The organism is Streptomyces paromomycinus (assembly GCF_003865155.1).
GTDB classification, from domain to species: Bacteria; Actinomycetota; Actinomycetes; order Streptomycetales; family Streptomycetaceae; genus Streptomyces; species Streptomyces chrestomyceticus.
Genome location: NZ_BHZD01000001.1, coordinates 5,637,359 through 5,657,699, shown reverse-complemented (window position 1 = coordinate 5,657,699; position 20,341 = coordinate 5,637,359). Strand labels below are relative to the sequence as shown.

Annotated in this window: 18 protein-coding genes; 9 read left to right on the top strand and 9 right to left on the bottom strand. The window is 71.7% G+C overall.

What is annotated here, in order from left to right; all coding sequences use genetic code 11:
* The first annotated feature begins 251 nt into the window (after nt 1–251).
* On the top strand, nt 252–782 hold the full coding sequence (locus tag OEIGOIKO_RS24170; RefSeq protein ID WP_125055777.1) for an RICIN domain-containing protein: 531 nt from the start codon (nt 252–254) through the stop codon (nt 780–782).
* A gap of 322 nt (nt 783–1,104) precedes the next feature.
* The gene (locus OEIGOIKO_RS24165) at nt 1,105–1,440 is read left to right on the top strand and encodes a deoxyxylulose-5-phosphate synthase (RefSeq protein ID WP_125055776.1); all 336 of its coding nucleotides are present in this window, start codon (nt 1,105–1,107) and stop codon (nt 1,438–1,440) included.
* Nucleotides 1,441–1,480: 40 nt separating this feature from the next.
* Here the strand turns inward: OEIGOIKO_RS24165 and OEIGOIKO_RS24160 are convergent, their stop codons facing one another.
* Both OEIGOIKO_RS24160 and OEIGOIKO_RS43010 read right to left on the bottom strand, forming a co-directional pair.
* The gene (locus tag OEIGOIKO_RS24160) at nt 1,481–1,765 is read right to left on the bottom strand and encodes a hypothetical protein (RefSeq protein ID WP_125055775.1); all 285 of its coding nucleotides are present in this window, start codon (nt 1,763–1,765) and stop codon (nt 1,481–1,483) included.
* Between the two features lie 102 nt (nt 1,766–1,867).
* On the bottom strand, nt 1,868–2,278 hold the full coding sequence (locus tag OEIGOIKO_RS43010) for a DUF4232 domain-containing protein (protein ID WP_281288436.1): 411 nt from the start codon (nt 2,276–2,278) through the stop codon (nt 1,868–1,870).
* Between OEIGOIKO_RS43010 and OEIGOIKO_RS43005 the strand changes: the two genes are divergently transcribed.
* The gene (locus OEIGOIKO_RS43005) at nt 2,271–2,459 is read left to right on the top strand and encodes a hypothetical protein (protein ID WP_246177507.1); all 189 of its coding nucleotides are present in this window, start codon (nt 2,271–2,273) and stop codon (nt 2,457–2,459) included. The genes OEIGOIKO_RS43010 and OEIGOIKO_RS43005 overlap by 8 nt on opposite strands.
* Before the next feature lie 422 nt (nt 2,460–2,881).
* Nucleotides 2,882–4,876, top strand: a complete 1,995-nt coding sequence (gene recQ, locus OEIGOIKO_RS24150; protein ID WP_246178090.1) for a DNA helicase RecQ — start codon at nt 2,882–2,884, stop codon at nt 4,874–4,876.
* 180 nt (nt 4,877–5,056) lie between these two features.
* Here the strand turns inward: recQ and OEIGOIKO_RS24145 are convergent, their stop codons facing one another.
* Nucleotides 5,057–5,629, bottom strand: coding sequence for a hypothetical protein (locus OEIGOIKO_RS24145; RefSeq protein ID WP_125055772.1), 573 nt, complete (start codon nt 5,627–5,629; stop codon nt 5,057–5,059).
* A 169-nt stretch (nt 5,630–5,798) separates the two neighbouring features.
* Here OEIGOIKO_RS24145 and OEIGOIKO_RS43975 point away from each other — a divergent pair, with 169 nt between their 5' ends.
* Together OEIGOIKO_RS43975 and OEIGOIKO_RS24135 are read left to right on the top strand one after the other, a co-directional pair.
* Nucleotides 5,799–6,281 carry an effector-associated constant component EACC1 gene (locus OEIGOIKO_RS43975; protein WP_359872648.1) on the top strand — a complete coding sequence of 161 codons (483 nt, stop codon included), beginning with the start codon at nt 5,799–5,801 and terminating at the stop codon, nt 6,279–6,281.
* On the top strand, nt 6,181–8,511 hold the full coding sequence (locus OEIGOIKO_RS24135; RefSeq protein ID WP_125055770.1) for an esterase-like activity of phytase family protein: 2,331 nt from the start codon (nt 6,181–6,183) through the stop codon (nt 8,509–8,511). The genes OEIGOIKO_RS43975 and OEIGOIKO_RS24135 overlap by 101 nt, the downstream gene beginning before the upstream one ends.
* On the opposite strand, the gene OEIGOIKO_RS43000 is transcribed toward OEIGOIKO_RS24135, so the two are convergent.
* Both OEIGOIKO_RS43000 and OEIGOIKO_RS24125 read right to left on the bottom strand, forming a co-directional pair.
* Nucleotides 8,432–10,108: a sensor histidine kinase gene (locus OEIGOIKO_RS43000; RefSeq protein ID WP_246177506.1), complete on the bottom strand. Its 1,677-nt coding sequence runs from the start codon at nt 10,106–10,108 to the stop codon at nt 8,432–8,434. The genes OEIGOIKO_RS24135 and OEIGOIKO_RS43000 overlap by 80 nt on opposite strands.
* Nucleotides 10,105–10,734 (bottom strand): hypothetical protein, encoded by a 630-nt coding sequence (locus OEIGOIKO_RS24125; protein WP_246177505.1) that lies wholly within the window; start codon nt 10,732–10,734, stop codon nt 10,105–10,107. Before OEIGOIKO_RS24125 ends, OEIGOIKO_RS43000 begins: the two co-directional genes overlap by 4 nt.
* A 295-nt stretch (nt 10,735–11,029) precedes the next feature.
* Between OEIGOIKO_RS24125 and OEIGOIKO_RS24120 the strand changes: the two genes are divergently transcribed.
* On the top strand, nt 11,030–11,332 hold the full coding sequence (locus OEIGOIKO_RS24120) for a hypothetical protein (protein ID WP_125055768.1): 303 nt from the start codon (nt 11,030–11,032) through the stop codon (nt 11,330–11,332).
* Nucleotides 11,333–11,442: 110 nt separating this feature from the next.
* On the opposite strand, the gene OEIGOIKO_RS24115 is transcribed toward OEIGOIKO_RS24120, so the two are convergent.
* Together OEIGOIKO_RS24115 and OEIGOIKO_RS24110 are read right to left on the bottom strand one after the other, a co-directional pair.
* On the bottom strand, nt 11,443–12,291 hold the full coding sequence (locus tag OEIGOIKO_RS24115) for an isocitrate lyase/PEP mutase family protein (RefSeq protein WP_246177504.1): 849 nt from the start codon (nt 12,289–12,291) through the stop codon (nt 11,443–11,445).
* Entirely contained in the window at nt 12,288–13,373 is a 1,086-nt protein-coding gene (locus OEIGOIKO_RS24110; protein ID WP_125055767.1) for a cytochrome P450 family protein, read from the bottom strand. Before OEIGOIKO_RS24110 ends, OEIGOIKO_RS24115 begins: the two co-directional genes overlap by 4 nt.
* Before the next feature lie 63 nt (nt 13,374–13,436).
* Here OEIGOIKO_RS24110 and OEIGOIKO_RS24105 point away from each other — a divergent pair, with 63 nt between their 5' ends.
* Entirely contained in the window at nt 13,437–14,180 is a 744-nt protein-coding gene (locus tag OEIGOIKO_RS24105; protein WP_125055766.1) for an ArsR/SmtB family transcription factor, read from the top strand.
* A 68-nt stretch (nt 14,181–14,248) separates the two neighbouring features.
* Here OEIGOIKO_RS24105 and OEIGOIKO_RS24100 read toward each other — a convergent pair whose 3' ends face one another.
* Nucleotides 14,249–15,640 (bottom strand): glycosyltransferase family 39 protein, encoded by a 1,392-nt coding sequence (locus OEIGOIKO_RS24100; RefSeq protein ID WP_148112434.1) that lies wholly within the window; start codon nt 15,638–15,640, stop codon nt 14,249–14,251.
* 269 nt (nt 15,641–15,909) lie between these two features.
* Nucleotides 15,910–18,951 (bottom strand): D-alanyl-D-alanine carboxypeptidase, encoded by a 3,042-nt coding sequence (locus tag OEIGOIKO_RS43570; RefSeq protein WP_125055765.1) that lies wholly within the window; start codon nt 18,949–18,951, stop codon nt 15,910–15,912.
* Nucleotides 18,952–19,199: 248 nt separating this feature from the next.
* On the opposite strand from OEIGOIKO_RS43570, the gene OEIGOIKO_RS24090 reads away from it, so the two are divergent.
* Nucleotides 19,200–19,973, top strand: a complete 774-nt coding sequence (locus tag OEIGOIKO_RS24090; RefSeq protein WP_031012367.1) for a GOLPH3/VPS74 family protein — start codon at nt 19,200–19,202, stop codon at nt 19,971–19,973.
* The last annotated feature ends 368 nt before the right edge of the window (nt 19,974–20,341 follow it).

Here is a 20,341-nt window from a genome sequence, read left to right as displayed (position 1 = left end):
AGGGCGAAATATTTTTTTAGGTAAACATGAATAATCCGGAAGGAAACGATTCAGCCGAGTCGGCGAAGTTTAGCAGTGGACACTCGAAGACATCAACGGCGAACGCTTTTTATGCCGAGAGGCGAGGGGGCACTGCCTTCATTTAAACACCTTCGATTGAGGGATGCCTCGCTCATTCATCTCGCTGCTAGTTTGGTCATGTCCGAGCGTGAGTGGACGATCCAACTACACCATCAGTGAAAGGGAGAATGATGCGGATTTCGAAGAAGGCTGGCGTTCTTGTTTCCGTAGCCGCGCTGTCCCTTACGGGGCTGACAGTGTCGACCAGTCAGGCGGACGACGGTCCGTGGCTCCCCGGAGAGGGGCAGATTTTCCGCGCTTACAACGCGGGGGTCCGGCAGTATCTGGACGCCAACTCACGGTACCCTGACGACAAGCGCGTTATCACGTTCCCTCGCCGTACCACGGACCTGCAGCGCTGGGCGGTCAAGGACCCGTCGGCGGACACGTTCCAGGTTGAGAGCATGGAGCGTCGCGGGTACTGCATTGAGGCCCCGGTCAACATGGATACGCCTGCCGTGCTCGCAGAGTGCGAAGACAACCCGCTTCAGAAGTGGAAGTTCGTCATCGAAGGCGACCGGACATTGCTGGCGAGGGGTGGCTCAACGGGTGAGGTGCTGGGCGCGACAGGCAAGAGCGACAATGCCACCTACAAGTCCGTGAACCTGCAGCTCAAGACCAGCAGCCTCAACCAGCGGTGGTACATCCAGGACGCCGCCTAATTAATTCCAGGGTCCTGCCGCCGTTCGGCGGCAGGACCCTCTTGCATTACCCGCTCTTTTCTCCCTCGGGGAGGACATCGGATTTACGGTGGTGGGGGGGGGCAGTCTTATGCGGCCGGGGGCGCCGGCCATCTTCTCGGCGAGCCGCTGGGTCCACTGGGTCCACTGGGAGTCATGCCAATCAAGTCATCCGCCAAGGGCGATAAGGAGAGGGTGAGGGATGCACGGAGGGAGGAGTGAAGCGAACTGGAACGGCCAGTTGCCGAGGAGCGCGCTCCCAAATTCGGTCGCCCCTGGCAAACGGTGATTCTATTCTTGGCGCATGTCTCCTTCGAAGACCTCGTATGTTTGCCTGCCTTGCCGGGCCTCGTACAAGCAGCCCTACCCCGGTTACCACGACCACGACCGGGTCTGTCCGCGCTGCGCCGAGCCGCTGATTCACGTCGGCTCCGCCTTTGCGGCCCCCAAGAGGCGGGACACCGCCGCCTGGCGCACGCTGGCCGTGCTGTTGCATGCCGGTGTGCGCTTCCACAAGAGCTGCTGCGGCGGCCCCGGCTACCGCCCTCGCACTCTCCGGGAAGTGCGTGAGCGGATGGCATACGCGCGGTTCACCGGGGAGCCGTTCGCGCGGGCGTTGGTGCGTTGCGAACTGCCTTGAGCGCGACGCCGATCCTCCGCGCGCGGGGGTGACTCATGGTTCATGAGGAGCGGGTGCGGCCTCTTCGGGGGCGTTGGGAGCGTGGGGTCGAGCAGCGCGGGCACCAGTAGCCGTCGCCCTGGTAGTACGTCCACCCCATGTCGGCGATGCGCGGAGCGGCCGCCTTGGCGCTGTGCAGGAGGTGACCGAAGAGGTCCGTCTCGATGTCCGGGGGCTGATCGGGGACGACCAGGTCGAGGACGGCGCGGGCGCCACAGCCCAGGCGGTCGCACATGAGGAAGAAACGTACGGGGCCTGGAGGTTCTCCGGCGGTCGTGAGACTCATGCGCTCACTTTGGTGGATGGCGCGGTCGAGGGCGGGCGGTTCGGCTCAACCCGCCCTCGCTGGTGCGCACTTGACTGCGTCGGGGCGCGCCGATCTGTTGGGTCAGGCGGGCGTCGGGCGCCACCAGGTCGTGGTCGGGGTCCAGACGCGGATGCCGGCGGGCGGGGCGCCGATGGCGGTGGCGTCGAAGCGGTGGCCGCGGTGCGACGGGTCGGCGGCGACGGTGATGAAGTCGACGGTACGGGCGGACGGGCTGGGCCGGCCGGTGACGGTGCGGACCGTGGCGTACGCGGTGGAACCGGGCGCGAGGTGGTACAGAGCGCTCTCGGTGGGCGGGTCGGGCTCGGCGGCGCCGTCGAGGTCGCCGAAGGTGACGGTCGGGATGCGGTCGATCACGCAGGGTTTGGCGGTGCGGTTGGTGGCGCTGATGCGCACGACGTCAGGGTGTTGGGGGGTGGGGATGGATGCCTTGATCGTCAGGGCGGATTCGGGGCAGTGAGGGGTGGTGGAGATGGGTGTGGTGGCGGACGTGGGTGTGGTGGTGGGGGTGGCTGAGGCTGTGGGGGTGAGTGTGGTGAGGGTCGCAATCGTGGCTGTGATGGTGGTGAGGAGGGCTGTGGCGGTCCTGGCTGCGTGGGGGCGTTTGGTGAGCGTGGGGCGGGTGGAGAGGGTGGGGCTAGACGGGAAGTTCTGAGGTGGGGTGCTGCGCATGTGGTTCTCCGTCCTGTGGGTGGTCTCGGTGAGAGAGGGGGGAGGGAGAGGGGGCGGGAGAGGGGGCGGGAGAGGGAGGGGCCAAGCCTTGGGTGGTGGGGCAGGCTGAGGGGTCGCGTGAATGCGGTGTTCGCGGGGCGCGATGTGTGATGTTCCTCGTCGTTCTGTGAGACGGACGATCGGCGGTTTTCGTTGTACGGCGGCGTGACGCGCGGCGCTTCGGGGCTGGGCGGGCCCTTCCCCGGCCCGCATGGAGCTTGCACCGGGCTCGTACGGGGCTCGTGTACGGCTCGTACGGGCGCGGATCGGGAGTAGCAGAGGGAGGTGGTCCGGCGCGGAGTTATCCACAGGGCTGAGCGCGGGTGGCGGGATTACTCGTACGCTGCTGGCATGAGCGAGGTGGAGATGGCTTCCGGTGCCGGGGAAACCGAGGACGACGTCAGTGGCGCGGTGGGCGTGCTGCGGCGGGTATTCGGGTACGACGCGTTCCGCGGGGAACAGCAGTCGATCATCGAGCACGTCATAACGGGTGGCGACGCGGTCGTACTGATGCCGACCGGCGGCGGAAAATCCCTGTGCTACCAGATTCCGGCCCTGGTGCGGCCGGGCGTCGGGGTGGTCGTCTCGCCGCTGATCGCGTTGATGCAGGACCAGGTCGACGCGCTGCGGGCGCTGGGTGTCCGGGCCGGGTTCCTCAACTCCACGCAGGATCTGGAGGAGCGGCGGCTGGTGGAGGCCGAGTTCCTCTCCGGGGAGCTGGACCTGCTGTATCTGGCGCCGGAGCGGCTGCGGGTGGAGCAGACGCTGAACCTGCTCGACCGGGGCAAGATCTCGCTGTTCGCCATCGACGAGGCGCACTGTGTCGCGCAGTGGGGCCACGACTTCCGGCCGGACTACCTCGCCCTGTCGATGCTCCGGGAGCGGTGGCCCGAGGTCCCGAGGATGGCCCTGACCGCGACGGCCACGGAAGCCACCCACCGCGAGATCACCGCGCGGCTCGGGATGGAGAACGCCCGGCATTTCGTGGCCAGCTTCGACCGGCCCAACATTCAGTACCGGATCGCCGGAAAGAGCGACCCGAAGAAGCAGCTGCTGGAATTGCTGCGCACCGAGCACGCCGGTGACGCGGGAATCGTGTACTGCCTTTCCCGGGCGTCGGTCGAAAAGACCGCGGAATTCCTGGTGCAGAACGGCGTCACGGCGCTTCCGTATCACGCGGGGCTGGACGCCCGGATGCGCGCCGAACACCAGGCCCGCTTTCTGCGGGAGGACGGGGTGGTGGTCGTCGCCACCATCGCGTTCGGGATGGGCATCGACAAACCCGACGTACGGTTCGTGGCCCACCTGGACCTGCCGAAATCGGTGGAGGGGTACTACCAGGAGACGGGGCGCGCGGGGCGGGACGGCCAGCCGTCCACGGCGTGGCTGGCCTACGGGCTGCAGGACGTGGTCCAGCAGCGGAAGATGATCGACGGCTCGGACGGGGACGACGCCCACCGCAGGCGGCTCTCGGCGCACCTCGACGCGATGCTCGCGCTCTGCGAGACGGTGGAGTGCCGGCGGGTGCGGCTGCTCGCCTACTTCGGGCAGGAGAGCAGCGCGTGCGGAAACTGCGACACGTGCCTGACGCCGCCGCAGACCTGGGACGGCACGGTCCCTTCGCAGAAGCTGCTCTCCACGGTGGTACGGCTGCAGCGTGAGCGGAAGCAGAAATTCGGCGCCGGGCAGATCGTCGACATCCTGATGGGGCGGAAGACCGCGAAGGTCATCCAGTTCGATCACGACCAGCTGAGCGTCTTCGGGATCGGGGAGGATCTCCGGGAGGCCGAATGGCGTGGCGTCATCCGGCAGTTGCTCGCCCAGCGGCTCCTCGCGGTGGAGGGCGACTACGGCACGCTGGTCCTCACCGAGGCGAGCGGTGAGGTGCTGCGGGGGCAGCGCGAGGTGCCGATGCGGCGCGAGCCGGAGAAGGCCGTGAAGGCCAAGGCCGCGAAGGCGGCCAAGGGCCGGCGCGCGGTGCCGGTGGACCTCCCCGAGGAGGCGGTGCCGGTGTTCGAGGAGCTGCGCGCCTGGCGGGGGCGTACGGCCAAGGAGCAGGGCGTACCGGCATACGTGATCTTCCACGACGCGACGCTGCGGGAGATCGCCACGGCCCGTCCGTCGAGCCTGGGCGAGCTCGGAACCGTGAACGGGGTGGGTGAGAACAAGCTGGCGAAGTACGGCGAGCAGATACTGGCTGTGCTGTCGGAGCAGACGGTGCCGGCGGCGGAGCAGGAGCAGGTGCAGCAGATGGCCGAGGTGGCGGCGCCGGCCGCGGGGCGGCAGCCGGGGCCGGGGCAGGAGCCGATGCCGGAGGAGGAATGGGACTGGGGCGGGGAGCCGCCCGTTGAGGAGGAGTGAGGGGCCACAGTGAGGGGCCACGGGGAAGGCCGGCCCCGGGGGCCACGGGGAAGGCCGGTCCGGGGGGCGGGGACCGGGGGACCGGGGGCCGGGGGGACCGGGAGCCGGGGAGAGCTGGGAAGAGCTGGGTTCGGTGTGGCGTGAGCAGGAAGGAGATGGTCTGGCGTAGGAGGGAGGGGGTTAGTTGAGGAAGGTGAAGGACAGGTGGGTCTGGAGGGCTTGGGCCTGTTCGGGGGTGGCTAGGACCATGATGCTGTCGTAGCCGCGGTGCGGTTGGCGTTCGAAGTCGAGGTAGCGCCAGGTGCGGGGGTCGTCGTCGTGGGCGGTCTCGGCTATGGCCTCGCAGGCGGCGCCCTGGTCGTAGTAGTCCTCCGCGAGGTGGTCGGCCAGGATGGTCACGGGCTTGCCGTCCCGTTCGAACTCCAGTTGGTCCAGGCGGCCGTCTTCGAGGTCGCCTTCGCCCGCGACGATCCGGACGTTCGTGATGGCGACCTTGCCGCCGGCGACCGCTACGGCGTCCTCCAGCAGGGTGGCGTAGTCGTAGTAGATGGAGTCGATGTCGTCGGCGTGCACCGAGACCGCGACGCCGAATTCTTCGAGGGCGCACGCGGCCTCGTAATGCTCTTCCAGCGGTTCGTCCGCGTAGTTCGCCGCCTCCGCCAGGGTGCGGTGCAGCTGTTCCTCGGACACCATGCCGATCTCGTGCAGGATCGCGCCGATACGGGTGTACGTCATCGATGAAACGTTCGACATGCGGGGAGCTTGGCAGAAGGCCGTGCTCCGTGCATCCGGTTCCCTTGCAGCCGACTGGCCGAAGCGCACGCGCTCAGGGTGATTGCGCGGAGTTCCGGGAATTGCCGCGAAGGGGGTGGGTATGGGGCGAGAGTTGATGTGAGGCCGGACCGGAGTGTGGGGGGGGCTGATGATGATTCAGGTCAGGCTGGACGAGGCGGAGAGCGACCTGGAGTTGCGGTCGTTGTGCGAGTGGCTGACGGACGATCCCACCGTGGGCCGGAGTGCGGCCGTCTCGCTGCGGGCGAGGGAGAACAGGCCCGGGAAGATGGGGCTGGGGTTCGACGCCGTCCAGCTGATCGTCGACAGCGCGTTCCAGTTGAGCAGCCTCGCCATCGCCATCGACGGCTGGCGCAGGGCGTATGCGGCGCGCCCCAAGATGACGGTCGAACGCAATGGCGTACGGGTCAGTTTCGCCACGGCGGACACGGACGGTGCCCGGAGCATCCTTCGCGCGTTGGAGGAGTTGGAGCAGTTGGAGGCGGGCGGAGAGCCTCGTACGGGAGAACCGCGTGCGGGAGAACCGCGTGCGGGAGAAGCCCGTGCGCGAGAAGCCCGTACAGGAGAACCGCGTACGGGAGAAGTGCGTGACGACAGGACGGGTGAGGGCTGACGGGATGGGCGGAGTCGGGGGAGAAGCGGGAGCGGCGTTCGATCCGGCGGCGTCGGCTTGTGTGATCATCGGGGTCGACCGGTACGCCAATCTGCCGCCGCTGCCCGGGGTCCGCAACAACCTCAAGGCGCTCAAGGCCGCGCTGACCGACCGGACCATCGGCGGAATGCCCAAGAGGAACTGCCGGATCGTGTCCAACCCCCGTACGATCACCGGGGCGTTGCAGCCCATCGAGGAAGCGGTACGGGCCGCGCGGGACACCTTGATCGTGTACTACGCGGGCCACGGCTTCCTCGACTCGCGGCAGGAGGGCCTGTACCTCACGCTGCCCGGCACGGAACCGGGGAAGGTGCACAGCGGCATCCCGTACACCTGGCTGCGCAGTGCCCTGGGCACCCGTACGCCGCCCAAGCGCCGCATCATCATCCTCGACTGCTGTTACAGCGGCAGCGTGATCAAAGGCATGTCCGCCGGGACCATGGGCGGCACCATGTCCACCGTGGCGGCCACGCAGCAGGCGTCCAGTCGGCTGGGTGAGGCCCTGTTCGAGGGCATGGACAGCCTGGAGGGCGTCTCGTACCTGCTCACCTCGACGCCCTGGAACGTCGAGGCGCTGGCGCCGGAGGGCGAGGAGCACACCGCCTTCACCGGGGAGTTCCTGCGGGTGCTGCGGGAGGGAATTCCGGGCCCGGCCCCGACCTCACCCCTGGCCCCGGCCCCGGCCCCCGAGAGCACGGCAACCGCCACGGCCGCGGCTCCCCCGCCCCACGATCACCTCAGCCTCGAAGTCATCTACCGGGAGGTCCGCCGCGCCCTGCGGGAGAAGAACCGTCCGCTGCCGCAGCAGCAGGCGCAGAACGGCATCGAGAAGCTGCCGTTCGTACGGAACCGGGCTGCGCGCCCCGCTCCCCCGACCGGCCAGACAGGCCAGGCAGGTCAGGCGGACCAGACCGGCCAGACCGGCGAGACCGGCCTACCTGGCCGGCCCGGTCCGGCTTCGAGCGGCGGCTCCACAGCGAGCGCGAGGGCCGGCGGCGCTTCTGGGGCCCCGGGTACCGCGCTCTCACCCGCGCCCCTCGCTCCGGAAGCCGTCAGGGCGCACAAGGTCCGGCGGCGGGCGCTGATCTCCGTACTGTGCGTCGCGGTGGTGGCGGTGGCGGTCCCGGCTGCCGTGTGGTGGCAGTCGCGGGACGGCGAGCCGTCCTCCGGCGCCTGCTCGGCCGACGTGGCGCTGATCGGCCACAGTGACGCGCTCAACGGCGTCGAGTACGAGGGTGCCGTACCGGTGGACGGCCTGTCCGGCCTGGCGATGTCCGGCCCCTCCCGGGCGTGGGCGCTGGCCGACAACGCGCCGGGCCGGATCTTCGACCTCGACCTCGGTACGTCGGGCGTCGCACCGCCGGCCGCCCGCGCCCTCCACCTGCGTACCCTCCGCCCCACCGGCGGCGGCCGCTTCGACGGCGAGGGGCTCGTCCTGGAGAAGGGCGGACGTACCGTCCTGGTCGCCTCGGAGGCGGGCCCGTCGATCCGCAGGTTCCGGGTGTCGGACGGCGCGGAGACGGGCCGCGTCGAGCTGCCGCGCAACCTGGTCGAGTGGGCCGGGCCGGAGAACCTGGAGGCGCTGGGCGCGTCCCCGGACGGCCGGTATCTGTACGCGGGCATGGAGGCGCCGCTCTTCCATGACGGCAAGGCGCGCGGCCGCAGCCTGCTGCGTATCCAGCGCTTCAAGGGGACGCCGGGCGGCGCGTACGTGCCGGACAAGCAGTTCGCCTACCAGTCGGCGGCGGGGCTGCGGGTCTCGGAGCTGGTGGCGACGGGCACCGACCGGCTGCTCGTGCTGGAGACCAACCACGCGGAGGGCCAGGGCAACGCGGTACGCGTCTTCGGGGCCGACCTGAACCGGGCGAAGGACGTCTCCCGGGTCGCGTCGTTGCAGTCGGAGCCGGTCGACGCGTTCGCGAAGAAGTGGGAGCCGGTCGACCTCGTCACCTGTCCCCGGGGGGGCGCGGCGACCGCACAGCCGCAGTCGAACCCGTTGCTGGAGAACGCCGAGGGGATGGCGCTCGGCACCGTGCCGCTGGCCTCCGGCCCGTACAAGGGGCGGCTGCCGCTGTTCATCGTGTCGGACAACAACAACAGCCCGCACCAGATCACCCGGGTGTACGCCCTGGCGATCCGGACCGGTCGGACGGGGGCGGGGACGGGGGCTGAGGTGGGGACAGGGGGCTGAACTCAGGCGGGTGCGGGGACGGAGGCGGGGTAAGGCGGAGGACGGCTCGGGCGCCGCCTTCCGGTGCGTTGGTGAAGCGCAGTTCGATGCCCAGGACGGACGCCTGGCCGACGGCGATGGTCAGGCCGAGGCCATGTCCCTTGCCGCGGCCCGGCGCGTCGGTACGGAAGCGCTGCGGGCCGTGGCGCAGCAACTCGTCCGAGAAGCCGGGGCCGTGGTCGCGCACTTCCACGACGGGGGCCGGGGACGGTCCTCCTCGGGGTGCTTCGCCGTGCGGTGGCCTGTCCTGAGGTGGCCTGACGTGCGGTGGCTCGGCGTGCGGTGGCTCGACGTGCGACGTTCCCTCGTACGGGGTTCCGGTGTACGGCTTTCCCTCATACGGAGTCCCGGCGTACGGTTCTCCCTCGTACGCCTCGTACGCCTCGTACGCCTCGTGCGCCGCATCCCCGTACGTCCCGCTCCCGCCCCCATCCGGTACGTCCACGGTCACCACGACCGGAGGCTCCCCGTGCCGATGCGCGTTCAGGACCAGGTTGCACAGGATGCGGTCCAGGCGGCGCCGGTCCGTCCGTACGACCGCGTCCCGCACGACGCGTACCTCGGTGTCGAGGCCCGTGCCCCGCACCGAACCGCGGACCAGTGCGCCCAGGTCGTATGCGGCCAGGTCGGGGCGTTCGGCGCCGGAGTCGAGGCGGGAGATCTCCAGCAGGTCCTCGGTGAGCCGGTGCAGCGCCCGCAGCCGGTCGTTCATCATCTCCTTGGGGCGGCCCTCGGGCAGCAGTTCGGCCGAGGCGAGGATGCCGGTCAGCGGGGTGCGCAGTTCGTGGGCCACGTCGGCGGTGAAGCGCTGTTCGGCCTGGAGGCGGCCCTGGAGGGAGCCGGCCACCGAGTCCAGCGCCGCGGCCACCGCCGCCACCTCGTCCTGCGCTCCCGGCCGGCCCCGCCGCCCCTCCCCCTCGGTGCCGACCCGCGCGTCCAGGTCACCCGCCGTGATACGGCGCGCGACGGCCGCCGTGGTGCTCAGCCGGCGGCTGATGCGGTGCGCAAGGAACAGTCCGGCGAGGGCGACGGCGGTGGCGGCTAGGACGGCGGAGCCGAAGATCGCCGTGTCGAGGTTCTCCAGGGAGCGGCGGGTGTTCTCGTACGGGGACCAGACCGCCATCACCTGGTCGCCGGCCGGTGCCGCCGTCCACATCACGCGCTGCCCGTGGTAGGTGCCGACCATGCTGCCGCGCCGGTCGTGGTGCACCAAGGCGCGAAGCTGGGCGGGGAGTTCGGCGGGGTCGAGTACCGAGTTGAGGCCCTCGCGGGAGGTGCCGTACTCGTACAGATCCAGCGCGTCGTCGAGGTCGGTGAGGGTCTCCTTCCGTACCTGGCCGACGGTCTGGCGGGCGACGGCGTTGTGGACCAGTACGCCCAGCACGGCGGCGACCGCGCAGCACACCGCCGTGACGGTGAGCGCGATCTTCCAGCGGAGGGAGAGCGCCAGGCGTGCCCGGCGCGGCGGGCGTGCCAGGTGGGTCGGGCGAGTCGGACGCGCCGGACGTTCCGAGCGTGCCGGACGCGACGGACGCGACGGACGTGCCGGGCGGGTCATGCGGGAGCCCCCGGGGACGGGGCGTTCGACGGGGCCGTGGGCAGCGGGTTCTGCGGGGTCCGGTACTCGTCCAGGGTGAGGTCCCACAGGCCCATCCGCCGGCCGTCCCACACGTAGTCGGTGACGCTGACGTAGCGCGGGTCCTTGGTGGGCTCGCGTACGGCGAGGTGGCCCGCGGCCAGTTCGACGCCCGCGAGGACGGCGCGCATCGCCAGGACGCGCGTCACGACCTGGTCGCGGACGCTGTAGACGCGCAGCAGGCTGGTACGCGCGTCCAGGTCGACGGCGCTGATCAGGTCGGGTTTTCCGTCGTCGGTGAGGTCGTGGAGGACCGGGCTGCGCACGGCGCCGGGGGCGGGCGGCCGGTCCCCGTCGGACGCGATGTCCGCGCGGACGACGGCCGCCGGGTCGGTGTCCTTCATGCTGCCGGAGGGGACGCGGGCGATGCCCGGTACGGCGCGCTGGTCGCCGGGGTCCTCGTCGCGGACACGCGGCGCGGGCGTACGGTCCGCCCACAGGGCGAGCGGTGCCTTCACGTCCCGCGCCCGGCCGTCGTCGTGCAGTCCGGCGACGGGGGCGCAGCCCGCCGCCAGGGCGAGCGGCAGCGGCACCACGGTCAGTGCCACCGCCGTGAGCGTCCGGCGCCGCACGGCCCACCGCCTTCCCGTCCGACGCGTCCCCGTGACCTTCCGGGCACGGACACAGATGTACGTAACGAGACAAAGTTACCCATAGTGGCGGCGTGCGTACGGTTACCTGCGCCCACGCCGTGACAACACTGCCCGCAGAGAGGGACCAGGCTGTTACACAACCTACGGATCGCCGTGAAAGACGCCTCGTACATTCTTCTTCGAACCAGCAGTCAACAGACAGCAGACCTACGGCAGTCCGGCCAGGGCCGCCACGACGAGGAGTAGTTCCATGCGGGCAAAGCGCCGCTCCGTGATCCGTACCGCCGCCGTCGCGACCGGTGTCGCGGCCGCACTGCTCCTCCCGGTGAGCGGCGCGTTCGCCGCCACCGACGCCGCTGCCGACACTGCCGCCACCACGCAGCAGCACGCGACGGGCCGCCTGTCCGCCCTGCTGCCCGAGAACGGTCTCGCCGGGGTCGCGGAGCGGATCGGCGAGCTTCCCGCGGGCGGGCTCGCGGGCGCGGCCGGTGTACTCGGCGCGGCGGGTGTGGGCGTCGCGGTCCACCGGCGCCGCCAGGCACAGCAGGTCTGAGCCGAGGCGGCCGAGGGGCGCCCGCGCCCCTGCACCCCTGCCCGCCCCCGCACCGCCGCACCCCCGCACCCCCGCACGACCACAGCCTCGCCCCGCCCCTTTGGGACCCGTCACTCCGCCAGCCGCTGCACCTCCCCGTAACCGGGCATCCCGGCGAGGCCCCCTGGCCCGCCCCCACCGTCCACCCCGTCCGCACGTACGGACTCCGCGAGCGTCACCGCCGCGTGCAGTGCCGAACGGAACAGCAGCGAACCGGTGCTGACGCGCCGTACGCCCAGCTCGGCCAGGCGGGCGAGGCGCCCGCGGCCCCCGTCCGGGCCCGGTGTGTACAGGACGTTCAGCGGCGCCGGGACGCCCGCGACGAGCGTGCCGATGACCCGCCCGTCGGCGACGCCCGGCACGAAGATGCCGTCCGCCCCGGCCGCCAGATACGTTTCGGCACGGGCCAGCGTCTCGTCCAGCGGCCGCGTCGCGGCGTCGTCCACAAGCCAGTGCGTGTCGATCCGGGCATTGACGTAAAGGCCCGGCGCGCACTCCTTGACCGCGCGGATCAACTCCGCCTGCCGCGCGGCCGCGACCAGCGGGCCGTCCCCCGTACGGCCCGGCAGCCCGTCCTCCAGGTTGACGCCGGACGCCCCCGCCTCCGCCAACTCCCGTGCCAGCGTGCCCACTTCCTGCGGCCCGCCGCCGAAGCCACCTTCGATGTCCACCGTGTACGGGCAGGTCAGGCGACTGCCGAGCCGTCGCGCGAGGGCGACCGTGGCGTCCCGTACGCGGGCCGAGCCCTGCCCGTCGGGTTCGCCCAGCGCGGCCGCGACGCCCAGGCTCGTGGTGCCGATCGCGGCGAAGCCGGCGGCGGCGAGAGCGGTGGCGGAGGCGGCGTCCCAGGCGTTGGGCAGCAGCAGGGGCTCGTCGGCGTGGTGCAGGGCGTGGAAGACGCGGTTCCGTTCCGTACTCACGCGCAGGTCACCTCCAGCGCCGCCGGCACCCGCAGGTTCACGGACGGCTCGTACGCGATGTCCTCCGGGCGGACGAGGCGGCAGCCGCCCGCGAGCAGCGCGTCCAGCACTCCGGCCGCGAGGGCCCGGGCCTGGGCCTGCCCGGGGCAGGCGTGCGCCCCGGCGCCGAAGGCCAGCGATCCGTCGGAGGTGACCAGGCGGACCCGTACCGGGTCGCCGCCGTCCACGGGCGCGCGGAGGGTGCCGCGTACGGGTGGGTCGGTGCGCAGGGCCTGATGCAGCCGGTCCGTGGCGAGGTCGGCGGAGGGTGCGGGCGGGGGCTCCGGGGCGTGGCCCGCTTCCGCCTCCGTCCCCGCTCCCACTCCCGTCCCCGCTCCCGTCTCCGTCCCCGCTCCCACTCCCGTCCCCGCTCCCGTCCCCGCTCCCGTCAGCGCTTTCACTCCCGTCAGCGCTCCCGCTCCCGTTCCCGTCAGCGACAGGTAGGCCGCGTTCCCGATCAGCCCTGCCGTGGCGTCGTACGCCTGCACCAGCAGGCCGATGCGGGCCGCCGTGGCCTCGTCCCACGTACCGCCGCAGTCCGCCACGAGCCGGGCGAGGGCACGGTCCGCGGCCGGGATCACCTCGCCGTGCGCGTGGTACGCGCGGGCCACGTCCCCCACCAGCCCGGCCGTGTCCGCCGTGACCGGCAGCCCGAGCGACGCGGCGAGTACTTCGGTGGGCACGACGCGGGCCACCCGCGCCATCAGCTCGATCGTGCCGGGGGCGCTCAGCAGCTCCTGCGTCCGGATGCGGGCCGCATCGCGCAGCGCCTCGGCATGCGCGTCCGGCCCGTCGAGCGCACCGAGCGCACCGAGCGCACCGACCGCCAGTGCCCGCCGCCGCGCGTGCGCCTCCCCGCTGCTGAAGCGGGCGACCCGTGCCCGCAGCCAGGCCATCGTGCCCTCGGGTACGTCCTCCGGCACCGGCGGCACCACCCACCCCGGGTCCGCGAGCAGGTCAGGGCCGGCACCCCCGCGTGTGCCGCCTTCCAAGCCGTCCACGTCGTCCACGTCGTCCACGTCGTCCACGTCCAAGGTCTGCATGCCAGGACCGTAGAGCCGCTTTGTTTCGGGCCCGGCCGAAACGTGCCCGCGCACAATGGACCCATGACCACACAGGCACCGCCGCCGGACGCCGCACCGGCGCACAGCATCGGGCTCGCGCGTCTCGCGGGCCTGCTCGCCGACCGGACCCGGGCCGCGTTCTGCCTGGCCCTGCTGGACGGGCGGGCGTGGACGGCGGGCGAGCTGGCCGCGTACGCGCGGGTCGCGCCGTCCAGCGCGAGCGAGCACCTGACGCGGCTGACCGAGGGCGGGCTGCTCGTGGAGCACCGCCAGGGCCGCCACCGGTACGTGCAGCTCGCGAGTCCCCGCGTCGCCGAGCTGATCGAGGGGCTGACCGCACACCTCGACCCGCCCGCCGAGCGGCCGCGCGGACTGCGCGCGGCGAACGCGTCGGCCGCGCTGGCCCGCGGGCGTACCTGCTACGACCACCTGGCCGGGCGGCTGGGCGTGGCCGTCACGGACGCGATGACCGGGCGTGGCCTGATCGACCAGGACGGCGGCTTCGCGCTCACCGCTGCGGGCCGCACCTGGTTCGCCGAGGCCCTCGCCACCGACACCAACACGCTCCGCGCGGGCCGCCGCCCGACGGCCCGCGGCTGCCTGGACTGGACCGAGCGGCGGCAGCACCTGGCCGGTGTGGCGGGCGCCCGGCTCTGCACGGGGCTGCTGGAACGGGCGTGGGTACGGCGCGTCGGCAGCGGCCGTGCCGTACGGCTGACGCCCACGGGGGCGGAGGCCCTGCGTGACCTGCTGGGGCTGGATGCGGAGGCGGCGGGACTGCTCTAGCGGGAGGACGGCGAAGGTGTTCCGGAGAAGTGACCGGGCCAGGCGTAACCCCGTCAGCACCCCGCCTCTCAGCAGTACCCGGGCCGCGCGTACAGGGTGATGCTCGCGCCCTTGACGTCCCTCGTCGCACAGACGTGGAACGCGGACTTTAAGGTGGTCCGCTTGGCGATCTCCTGATCGGTCCGGTCGAGCGGCTGCCCCTTCGCGTCGCCGACCGCGACGATACGGCGGGCCCGCATCATGTGCGTGTGGATCCGGTCGCCGGACAGTTCGGTGCCGTACAGCGTGTGGGAGGCCACCGGGCTCTCGTCGAGCGCGAGGTCCCGCAGGCGGTGGAACTCGTGGGGCGCGGCCGCCGCCCACACCCGGCGCCGGGCGGGCAGGAACAGCAGGCCGTCGCCGGGCGACGACAGCTCCCGTACGGCCTGGGTCACCGCGATCGCGTCGTCGGTGCGGCTCTGCGGGCTGCGCAGGAAGACGTTGACGGGGACGAGCAGCGCCAGGACCACGACGAGCGCCGCCGACCGGTACAGCACCCTGCGCCGGGTCTGGCCTCGGCGGCCGGGCGGGCGCAGTACCCAGTCGAGCGCCGCGCCCGCCAGGAGGGCGAACCCGGCCACGTAGTACAGGACGTAGCGGTCCACGTACATCGGCTTGAGCTGGGAGAGCAGCACCAGCAGCGCGGTGGGCAGGACCAGCAGGGGAAACGCGACCGGCCGCAGCCGCAGCCGCTGTCGGCCCGCGCGGGCGACCGGCGCGCGGGAGCAGAGCAGGCCGCCGAGCACCAGGGCGATGAAGGTGCCGAGCTGGACGGGGTTGGGCCACTGGAGCCAGGCGAGCTGTTCCGACTGCCCCATGCTGAAGAGGGCCAGCGGCACCAGGCCGACGACCACTGCGGCCGCCGCCACACACCAGGCCCTGCGCACCGCGCGCGGCAGCCCGGACAGGGCGACGGCGGCGCCGTGCGCTGGCAGGACCAGTACGGCGAACTCGTGCATCAGGCAGGCCGCCAGCGACAGTGCCGCGTACCCCGCCCAGAGGCGCTTGCCGGGCCGAGCGGTGACCCGCGCCAGCAGGTAGGTGGACCACACCACCAGCGCGCACACCAACGCGTAGGAACGGCCCTCCTGCGCGTACTGCTGCACCATCGGCAGCAGCACGAAGACAAGGCCCGCGAAGAGCCCTGCCCGCCGGCCCGCCAGCTGCCTGCCCAGCAGGGTGACCCCGGCAGCGGCTGCCGCCATCGCCACCACCGACGGCAGGCGCAGGGCCACCACACCCCCGTCGAAGACGAGGAACCACCCACGCATGAGCACGTAGTAGAGACCGTGCACCGCGTCCACGGTCTGGAGAGTCGGCCACAGCTCCGCCAGGGTGCGGTGCGCCATGTCGTACGTGACCGCCTCGTCCCGCCACATGCTGTCCTGGCGGCGGATGCCCCACAGCCCCAGGACGAGCATCAGCGCGGCCGGGAACAGCGCGACGGCCCCCCGCGACGCCCAGATGCTCCGGGCGCGCGCGGGGGACGCGTATGCGGTCTGCGCTATGTCGATGGGGGACTCCGCTTCAGCGAGCCGGGCCCGGACTGTCCGGACACGCTTAGACCGTACGACAGCCGCCGCCCAGCAGCAGGCGGGGGCCTGCCGGTGCGCGGCGACCGCACGCCGGGCACGGCCGAGGCCCCGGCAAGCGTCTGCTTGCCGGGGCCTCGACGGAACGGGTCAAGCGATCAGGCGATGCGCTTCAGCTTGGCGCCGAAGGAGGGTTCGGCGAGGTCCTTCTGGAGCGCGACGGGCACGGTCGCCCGGCCGGGCCCGCTGCCGATGTTCAGCTGTCCCACGACCGTGCCGGCCTTCGCCTCGTGCGGTACGGGGGTGCGGCCGCTGTCGATCGAGAACTTCGCCTTGAGGCCGGGCCACCCGACCGCCTTGGAGTCCTTGGTCGCGACCACCGGCGTCCGCCCGCCGAGACCGTCGTCGACATAACCGACCACGTCACCCTTCTTGACCACGTCGGCGGACGTCATGGCGTCCTGCAACGCCCTGATCATCTTGTAGCTCCGGTCGCGGACGAGCTGCAGGCTGTTCTCGGCGTTCGGGTCCAGGCCCTTGAAGTGCTGGTCCATGGTCACCCCGACGATGGTGTGCGGCTTGCCGTCGATGGTCCGCCGGGCGGCCCACATCAGCGCGCCACCGGCCGGGGTGCTCGACCCCGTCTTGATGCCCAGCACGCCCGTGCCCCTGATCAGGAGCTGGCTGTTGTTGTTCTCCAGCCGCTGGTCGAGACCGGGGACCTGGGCGTTGGGCATGGCGACGATCTTGCGGAAGACCTCGTTGTTCATCACGGCCTCGGCCAGCTTGAGCTGGTCGACCGCCGTGCTCTTCGTGGAGTCCTTGAACCCGCTGGAGTCGGTGTAGGTGGTGTTCGTCATGCCCAGGGCCTTGGCCTCGGCGTTCATCTTGCCGATGAACGCCTGCTCGTCCTGCGGCGAGTCCCAGCGCGCCAGCAGCCGGGCGATGTTGTTGCCGGAGGGGATGAGCAGCATCTGGAGCATCTGGAACTCCGTGAACGACTGCCCTTCCTTGACCTTGACCCGCGACTCGTCCTCGGCGCCCGACTCCTTGACGGCCGTGGCGTCCACCTTGATCTTGGGGCCCTGCTCACCCGGCTTGAGCGGGTGGTTCTTGAGGATCAGGTGCGCGGTCATCACCTTCGCGACGCTGGCCGTGGGCACCGGCTTCTGGGGCCCGTACGTGCCGACATCGCCCACGCCGACGACCCGCGCCGCCGCCTGGCCCTCACCCGGCCACGGCATCTGGAACGCGTCGCCCGCGAAGGTGTACGCGGACTTCCCGCCCAGCGCCAGCGTCGGGTCGGGCAGCGGACGTACCTGCTGGACGACGACGAAGATGATCGCCAACAGGATCACCAGCGGCGTCCAGATCTTGAACCGCCGGGCGATCGTCCGCATCGGAGTCTCGGGCGGCGGCGGGGTGTTGGTCAGCTGCGCCAGCAGGTCCAGCGGCGGCAGCGGCTGCTGCCTGGTCTGCTCGGAATCGGGCAGCGCGCCGGGCTGCGCGGTGGCACCGGACTTCGCGGCCGTACCGGCCGGGGCCGCGGTGGCGGATGCCTCGGCGGCGCCGGACTTGGCCTCCGGCTGCGTACCGGTGGCGGCGCCGGAGGTGGCGGCAGCCTTCGCGCCCCACTTGGTACCCGGGGCGACGTCCGGCTCGGCAGCCGGCTTCGCACCCGGCTTCGTGCCCGGCTGGTCGGCGGTCTTCGCGGCGTCCTTGGCCGCCTGCTTGCCGCCCTTGCCCGCCTTGCCGGACTTGTCGCCCCCGACCGGGCGCGGCGACTTGATCGGCTGCGGGTCGGTGGACTTCAGCGCCACGAACTGGCTGGTCCGCTCGCCGTCCGACTCCGCGGCGCCGGAGGGCCGGACGGCCTTGATCGCGGTGGTCGGCTGGTCGACCGGGGAGGCGGATCCGGTGTCGGACCCGCCCTCGGTCTTGGTGCCGGCCTTGGCGTCGGACGCGGCCTCCGCCGTGGCGCCGGACTTCCCGGTGACCTTCTCGGCGGCCTTGCCGGTGGCCTTCTCGGCCGTCTTCCCCGTGGCCTTCTCGGTGGCCTTCTCGGTGGCCTTTTCGGTGGCCTTTCGGTCGCCCTTTTCGGCGGGCTTCTCAGCAGACCCTTCGGCGGACTTTTCCCCCTTCGGGGCGGCGGCCTCGGCGTCGGGCTCTCCGCCCCGCGCGCCGTTCCGCGCACCGCCCTCCGTGCTGTCCTGGGCGCCGCTCCCGGTGCCGGGCTTCGCCGAACCGGCGTCGCCCGAACCCTTCTGCTTTGCGATCGAGAACACTCGCGTGGCCTCGTCGGCGGGCGCTTCACCGTCCTCCGCGAAGCTCGGCGCCTTGAAGATCGCCGTCGGCTGGTCCACGGAGGCCGCCGCACCTTCGGAGGCGGCACCCGAAGCGCTCTCCCCCTTGGCGGCGGAGCCCTTCGCGGCCGAGCCCGCGGCTGCCGAGCCCTTCGCGGCGCTCCCGGCCGCGGAGCCCTCGGGGGCGCCCTTCGGCCCGGCGTCCTTGGCGCCGCCCGCGGGAGCACCCTTCCCGGCGCTCTTGAGGGCGTCCTGGGGGGCGTCTTCGGAGGCGTCCTTGGAGGCGTCCTTGGAGGCGCCCTTGGAGGCGTCCTTGGAGGCGCCCTTGGAGGCATCCTTCGCGGCGCTCCCGGCCGGCCCCCCAGCCGTTCCCTTCCCCTTCACCGACTCCTCCGCCGGCTCCTTCGCCGACTTGTCCGCCGCCTTCTCCGCACCAACTCCGGCATCAGCCGACGCCTTCGTCACCGGAGCATCCCCCGCCTCAGCCTTCGCACGCGTTTCCTTCTCGGCGTCCGTGCCGGTCCCGGTTTCCTCGCCGGACCCGCCCTCGGCACCGTCGTCGTCCTTGGTCGCCACCCACGCGGCGACCGCTTCCCGCAGCCGTTCGTCCCGGCCCTCACCCTGGGCACCGGCCTCGCCGGCCTCGCCGGCCGCATCAGCCGTATCGGCCCGCTCGGCCTCGTCAGCCTCACCGGCCGCCTTGTCACCCTTACTGGCTTTACTGGCTTTACCGGCCTTACCGGCCGTACCGGACTTGTCAGCCTTACCCGCCTCGTCGGCTTTCGCCTTACCGGCCGGTGTTTCACGGAAGACTGCGAGTCGCGGATCGCGTTCGCTCCCCGCCGTCTCCCCCGACGACTGCTTCTGCTCCGGCTTGCCGGGGGACTCGCCCGCCACCTATGTCTCCTTCACACGTCCGCGATACGTCGCGCTCTGCCTTGCCCAGTGTTCCCAAGTGTCCTGTGTCCGCGAGGCACGTCCGCACCGCCACGCGAAACGCTGGGCGCCCCGCCCCACAGAAGGCGTCGCCAAGGAGCTAGACGAGAACGACATACCTACAGGTTCCCTGCCTAACCCCCCAGGCACTCTCGACAGATGAATGTGAGAGGGGTCACCCTGTCATTCATCCACGCGGGGAGGCATGGATGGGCAGGAGCCGCAGAACAATTCCGGAGGAGCTTCTGCTGCTCGCTTTGGACCCGGCAACGGGAACCACAGCGCAGCCGCAGTCGCTCGACCTCGGTCTGGCCGGGGCCCAGCTAGTAGAGCTGGCTCTGGCCGGACGGATAGCCCCTGACGGGGATCGTATCGCCGTGGTGCTGCCACGGCCGACCGGAGATCCGACTCTGGACTCCGCGCTCGAACTGCTGCGCCGACGCGGCAGCCCGGTGCGCGCCGTCCACTGGATCGGCGGGCCCCGGCTGGGGCTGCGCCAGACGTATCTCACGCATCTGGAGCGGTGCGGCATGGTTCATGCCGTGGCGGGCCAGATGTGCGGGGTGCTGCCGACGACTCGCTACCAGGCGACGGACACGGCCATCAGCCGGGAGATCAAGAACCGGCTGGACAACGCGATCCGCACCGGCGTACCGCCGGACCCGCGGACCGCGGCGCTCGCCGCACTGGCCCACGCGGTCGGTCTCGGCAAGCACCTGTATCCCGGGAACGAGGGGCGCTCCTCGCGCTCCCGCCTCCGGGACCTGATCCGGCACGACCCGATGGGCGGGCTGGTCGCACATGCCGTCATGGATGTGCAGAACGGCGTCGCGGCGCAGCCGAGGCGCGCACCGGTGACGGTGTCGGGAGCGGCGTCCGGGCCGGGTGCGGGCAGGCAGCCCGCGACCCGCGTGGCAGCCGAGCCGGCGGGCGTACCGGTACAGCCGCGGCACGGGTCCATGGCCCGCGTCGGCGCACGCTGACGTCCCGCGTCGGCGAGCGCCGGAGACGAGCCCGGCACCACAGCGGTGACGGCACGTCGCGCAGAGCGCGGACACACCACGCGGCACCCACGCTCGGTGCGTGTCAGGCGCACCAAGCACCAGCACCAAGCGCCAAGAACCACCCACACCCCAGCAGGAACAGCAGGACCGGCAGAACCAGCAGGACAGGACCCGTACAACGAGCAGGATCCGTACGACGAGCACGACCAGCGGAACGAGCACGAGCGCGATCAGCTAGAACCAGCACCACCGTCCCCACAGTCCCGTTCGGGAGCCGCAGCAAGCGCGGGGTGGCGGACCGGCCGTTCCGGACGACGGCCGGGCCGCCACCCCGCGCGCACGTCCGC

Coding starts and splice junctions, on each gene's coding strand:
- OEIGOIKO_RS24145 (WP_125055772.1), bottom strand. CDS start 5,629: ATGTCGAACGTTTCATCGATGACGTACACCCGTATCGGCGCGATCCTG.
- OEIGOIKO_RS24120 (WP_125055768.1), top strand. CDS start 11,030: ATGCGGGCAAAGCGCCGCTCCGTGATCCGTACCGCCGCCGTCGCGACC.
- OEIGOIKO_RS24105 (WP_125055766.1), top strand. CDS start 13,437: ATGACCACACAGGCACCGCCGCCGGACGCCGCACCGGCGCACAGCATC.
- OEIGOIKO_RS24165 (WP_125055776.1), top strand. CDS start 1,105: ATGTCTCCTTCGAAGACCTCGTATGTTTGCCTGCCTTGCCGGGCCTCG.
- OEIGOIKO_RS24090 (WP_031012367.1), top strand. CDS start 19,200: ATGGGCAGGAGCCGCAGAACAATTCCGGAGGAGCTTCTGCTGCTCGCT.
- recQ (WP_246178090.1), top strand. CDS start 2,882: ATGGCTTCCGGTGCCGGGGAAACCGAGGACGACGTCAGTGGCGCGGTG.
- OEIGOIKO_RS24170 (WP_125055777.1), top strand. CDS start 252: ATGCGGATTTCGAAGAAGGCTGGCGTTCTTGTTTCCGTAGCCGCGCTG.
- OEIGOIKO_RS24160 (WP_125055775.1), bottom strand. CDS start 1,765: ATGAGTCTCACGACCGCCGGAGAACCTCCAGGCCCCGTACGTTTCTTC.
- OEIGOIKO_RS43000 (WP_246177506.1), bottom strand. CDS start 10,108: ATGACCCGCCCGGCACGTCCGTCGCGTCCGTCGCGTCCGGCACGCTCG.
- OEIGOIKO_RS24100 (WP_148112434.1), bottom strand. CDS start 15,640: ATGCTCGTCCTGGGGCTGTGGGGCATCCGCCGCCAGGACAGCATGTGG.
- OEIGOIKO_RS43975 (WP_359872648.1), top strand. CDS start 5,799: ATGATGATTCAGGTCAGGCTGGACGAGGCGGAGAGCGACCTGGAGTTG.
- OEIGOIKO_RS24110 (WP_125055767.1), bottom strand. CDS start 13,373: ATGCAGACCTTGGACGTGGACGACGTGGACGACGTGGACGACGTGGAC.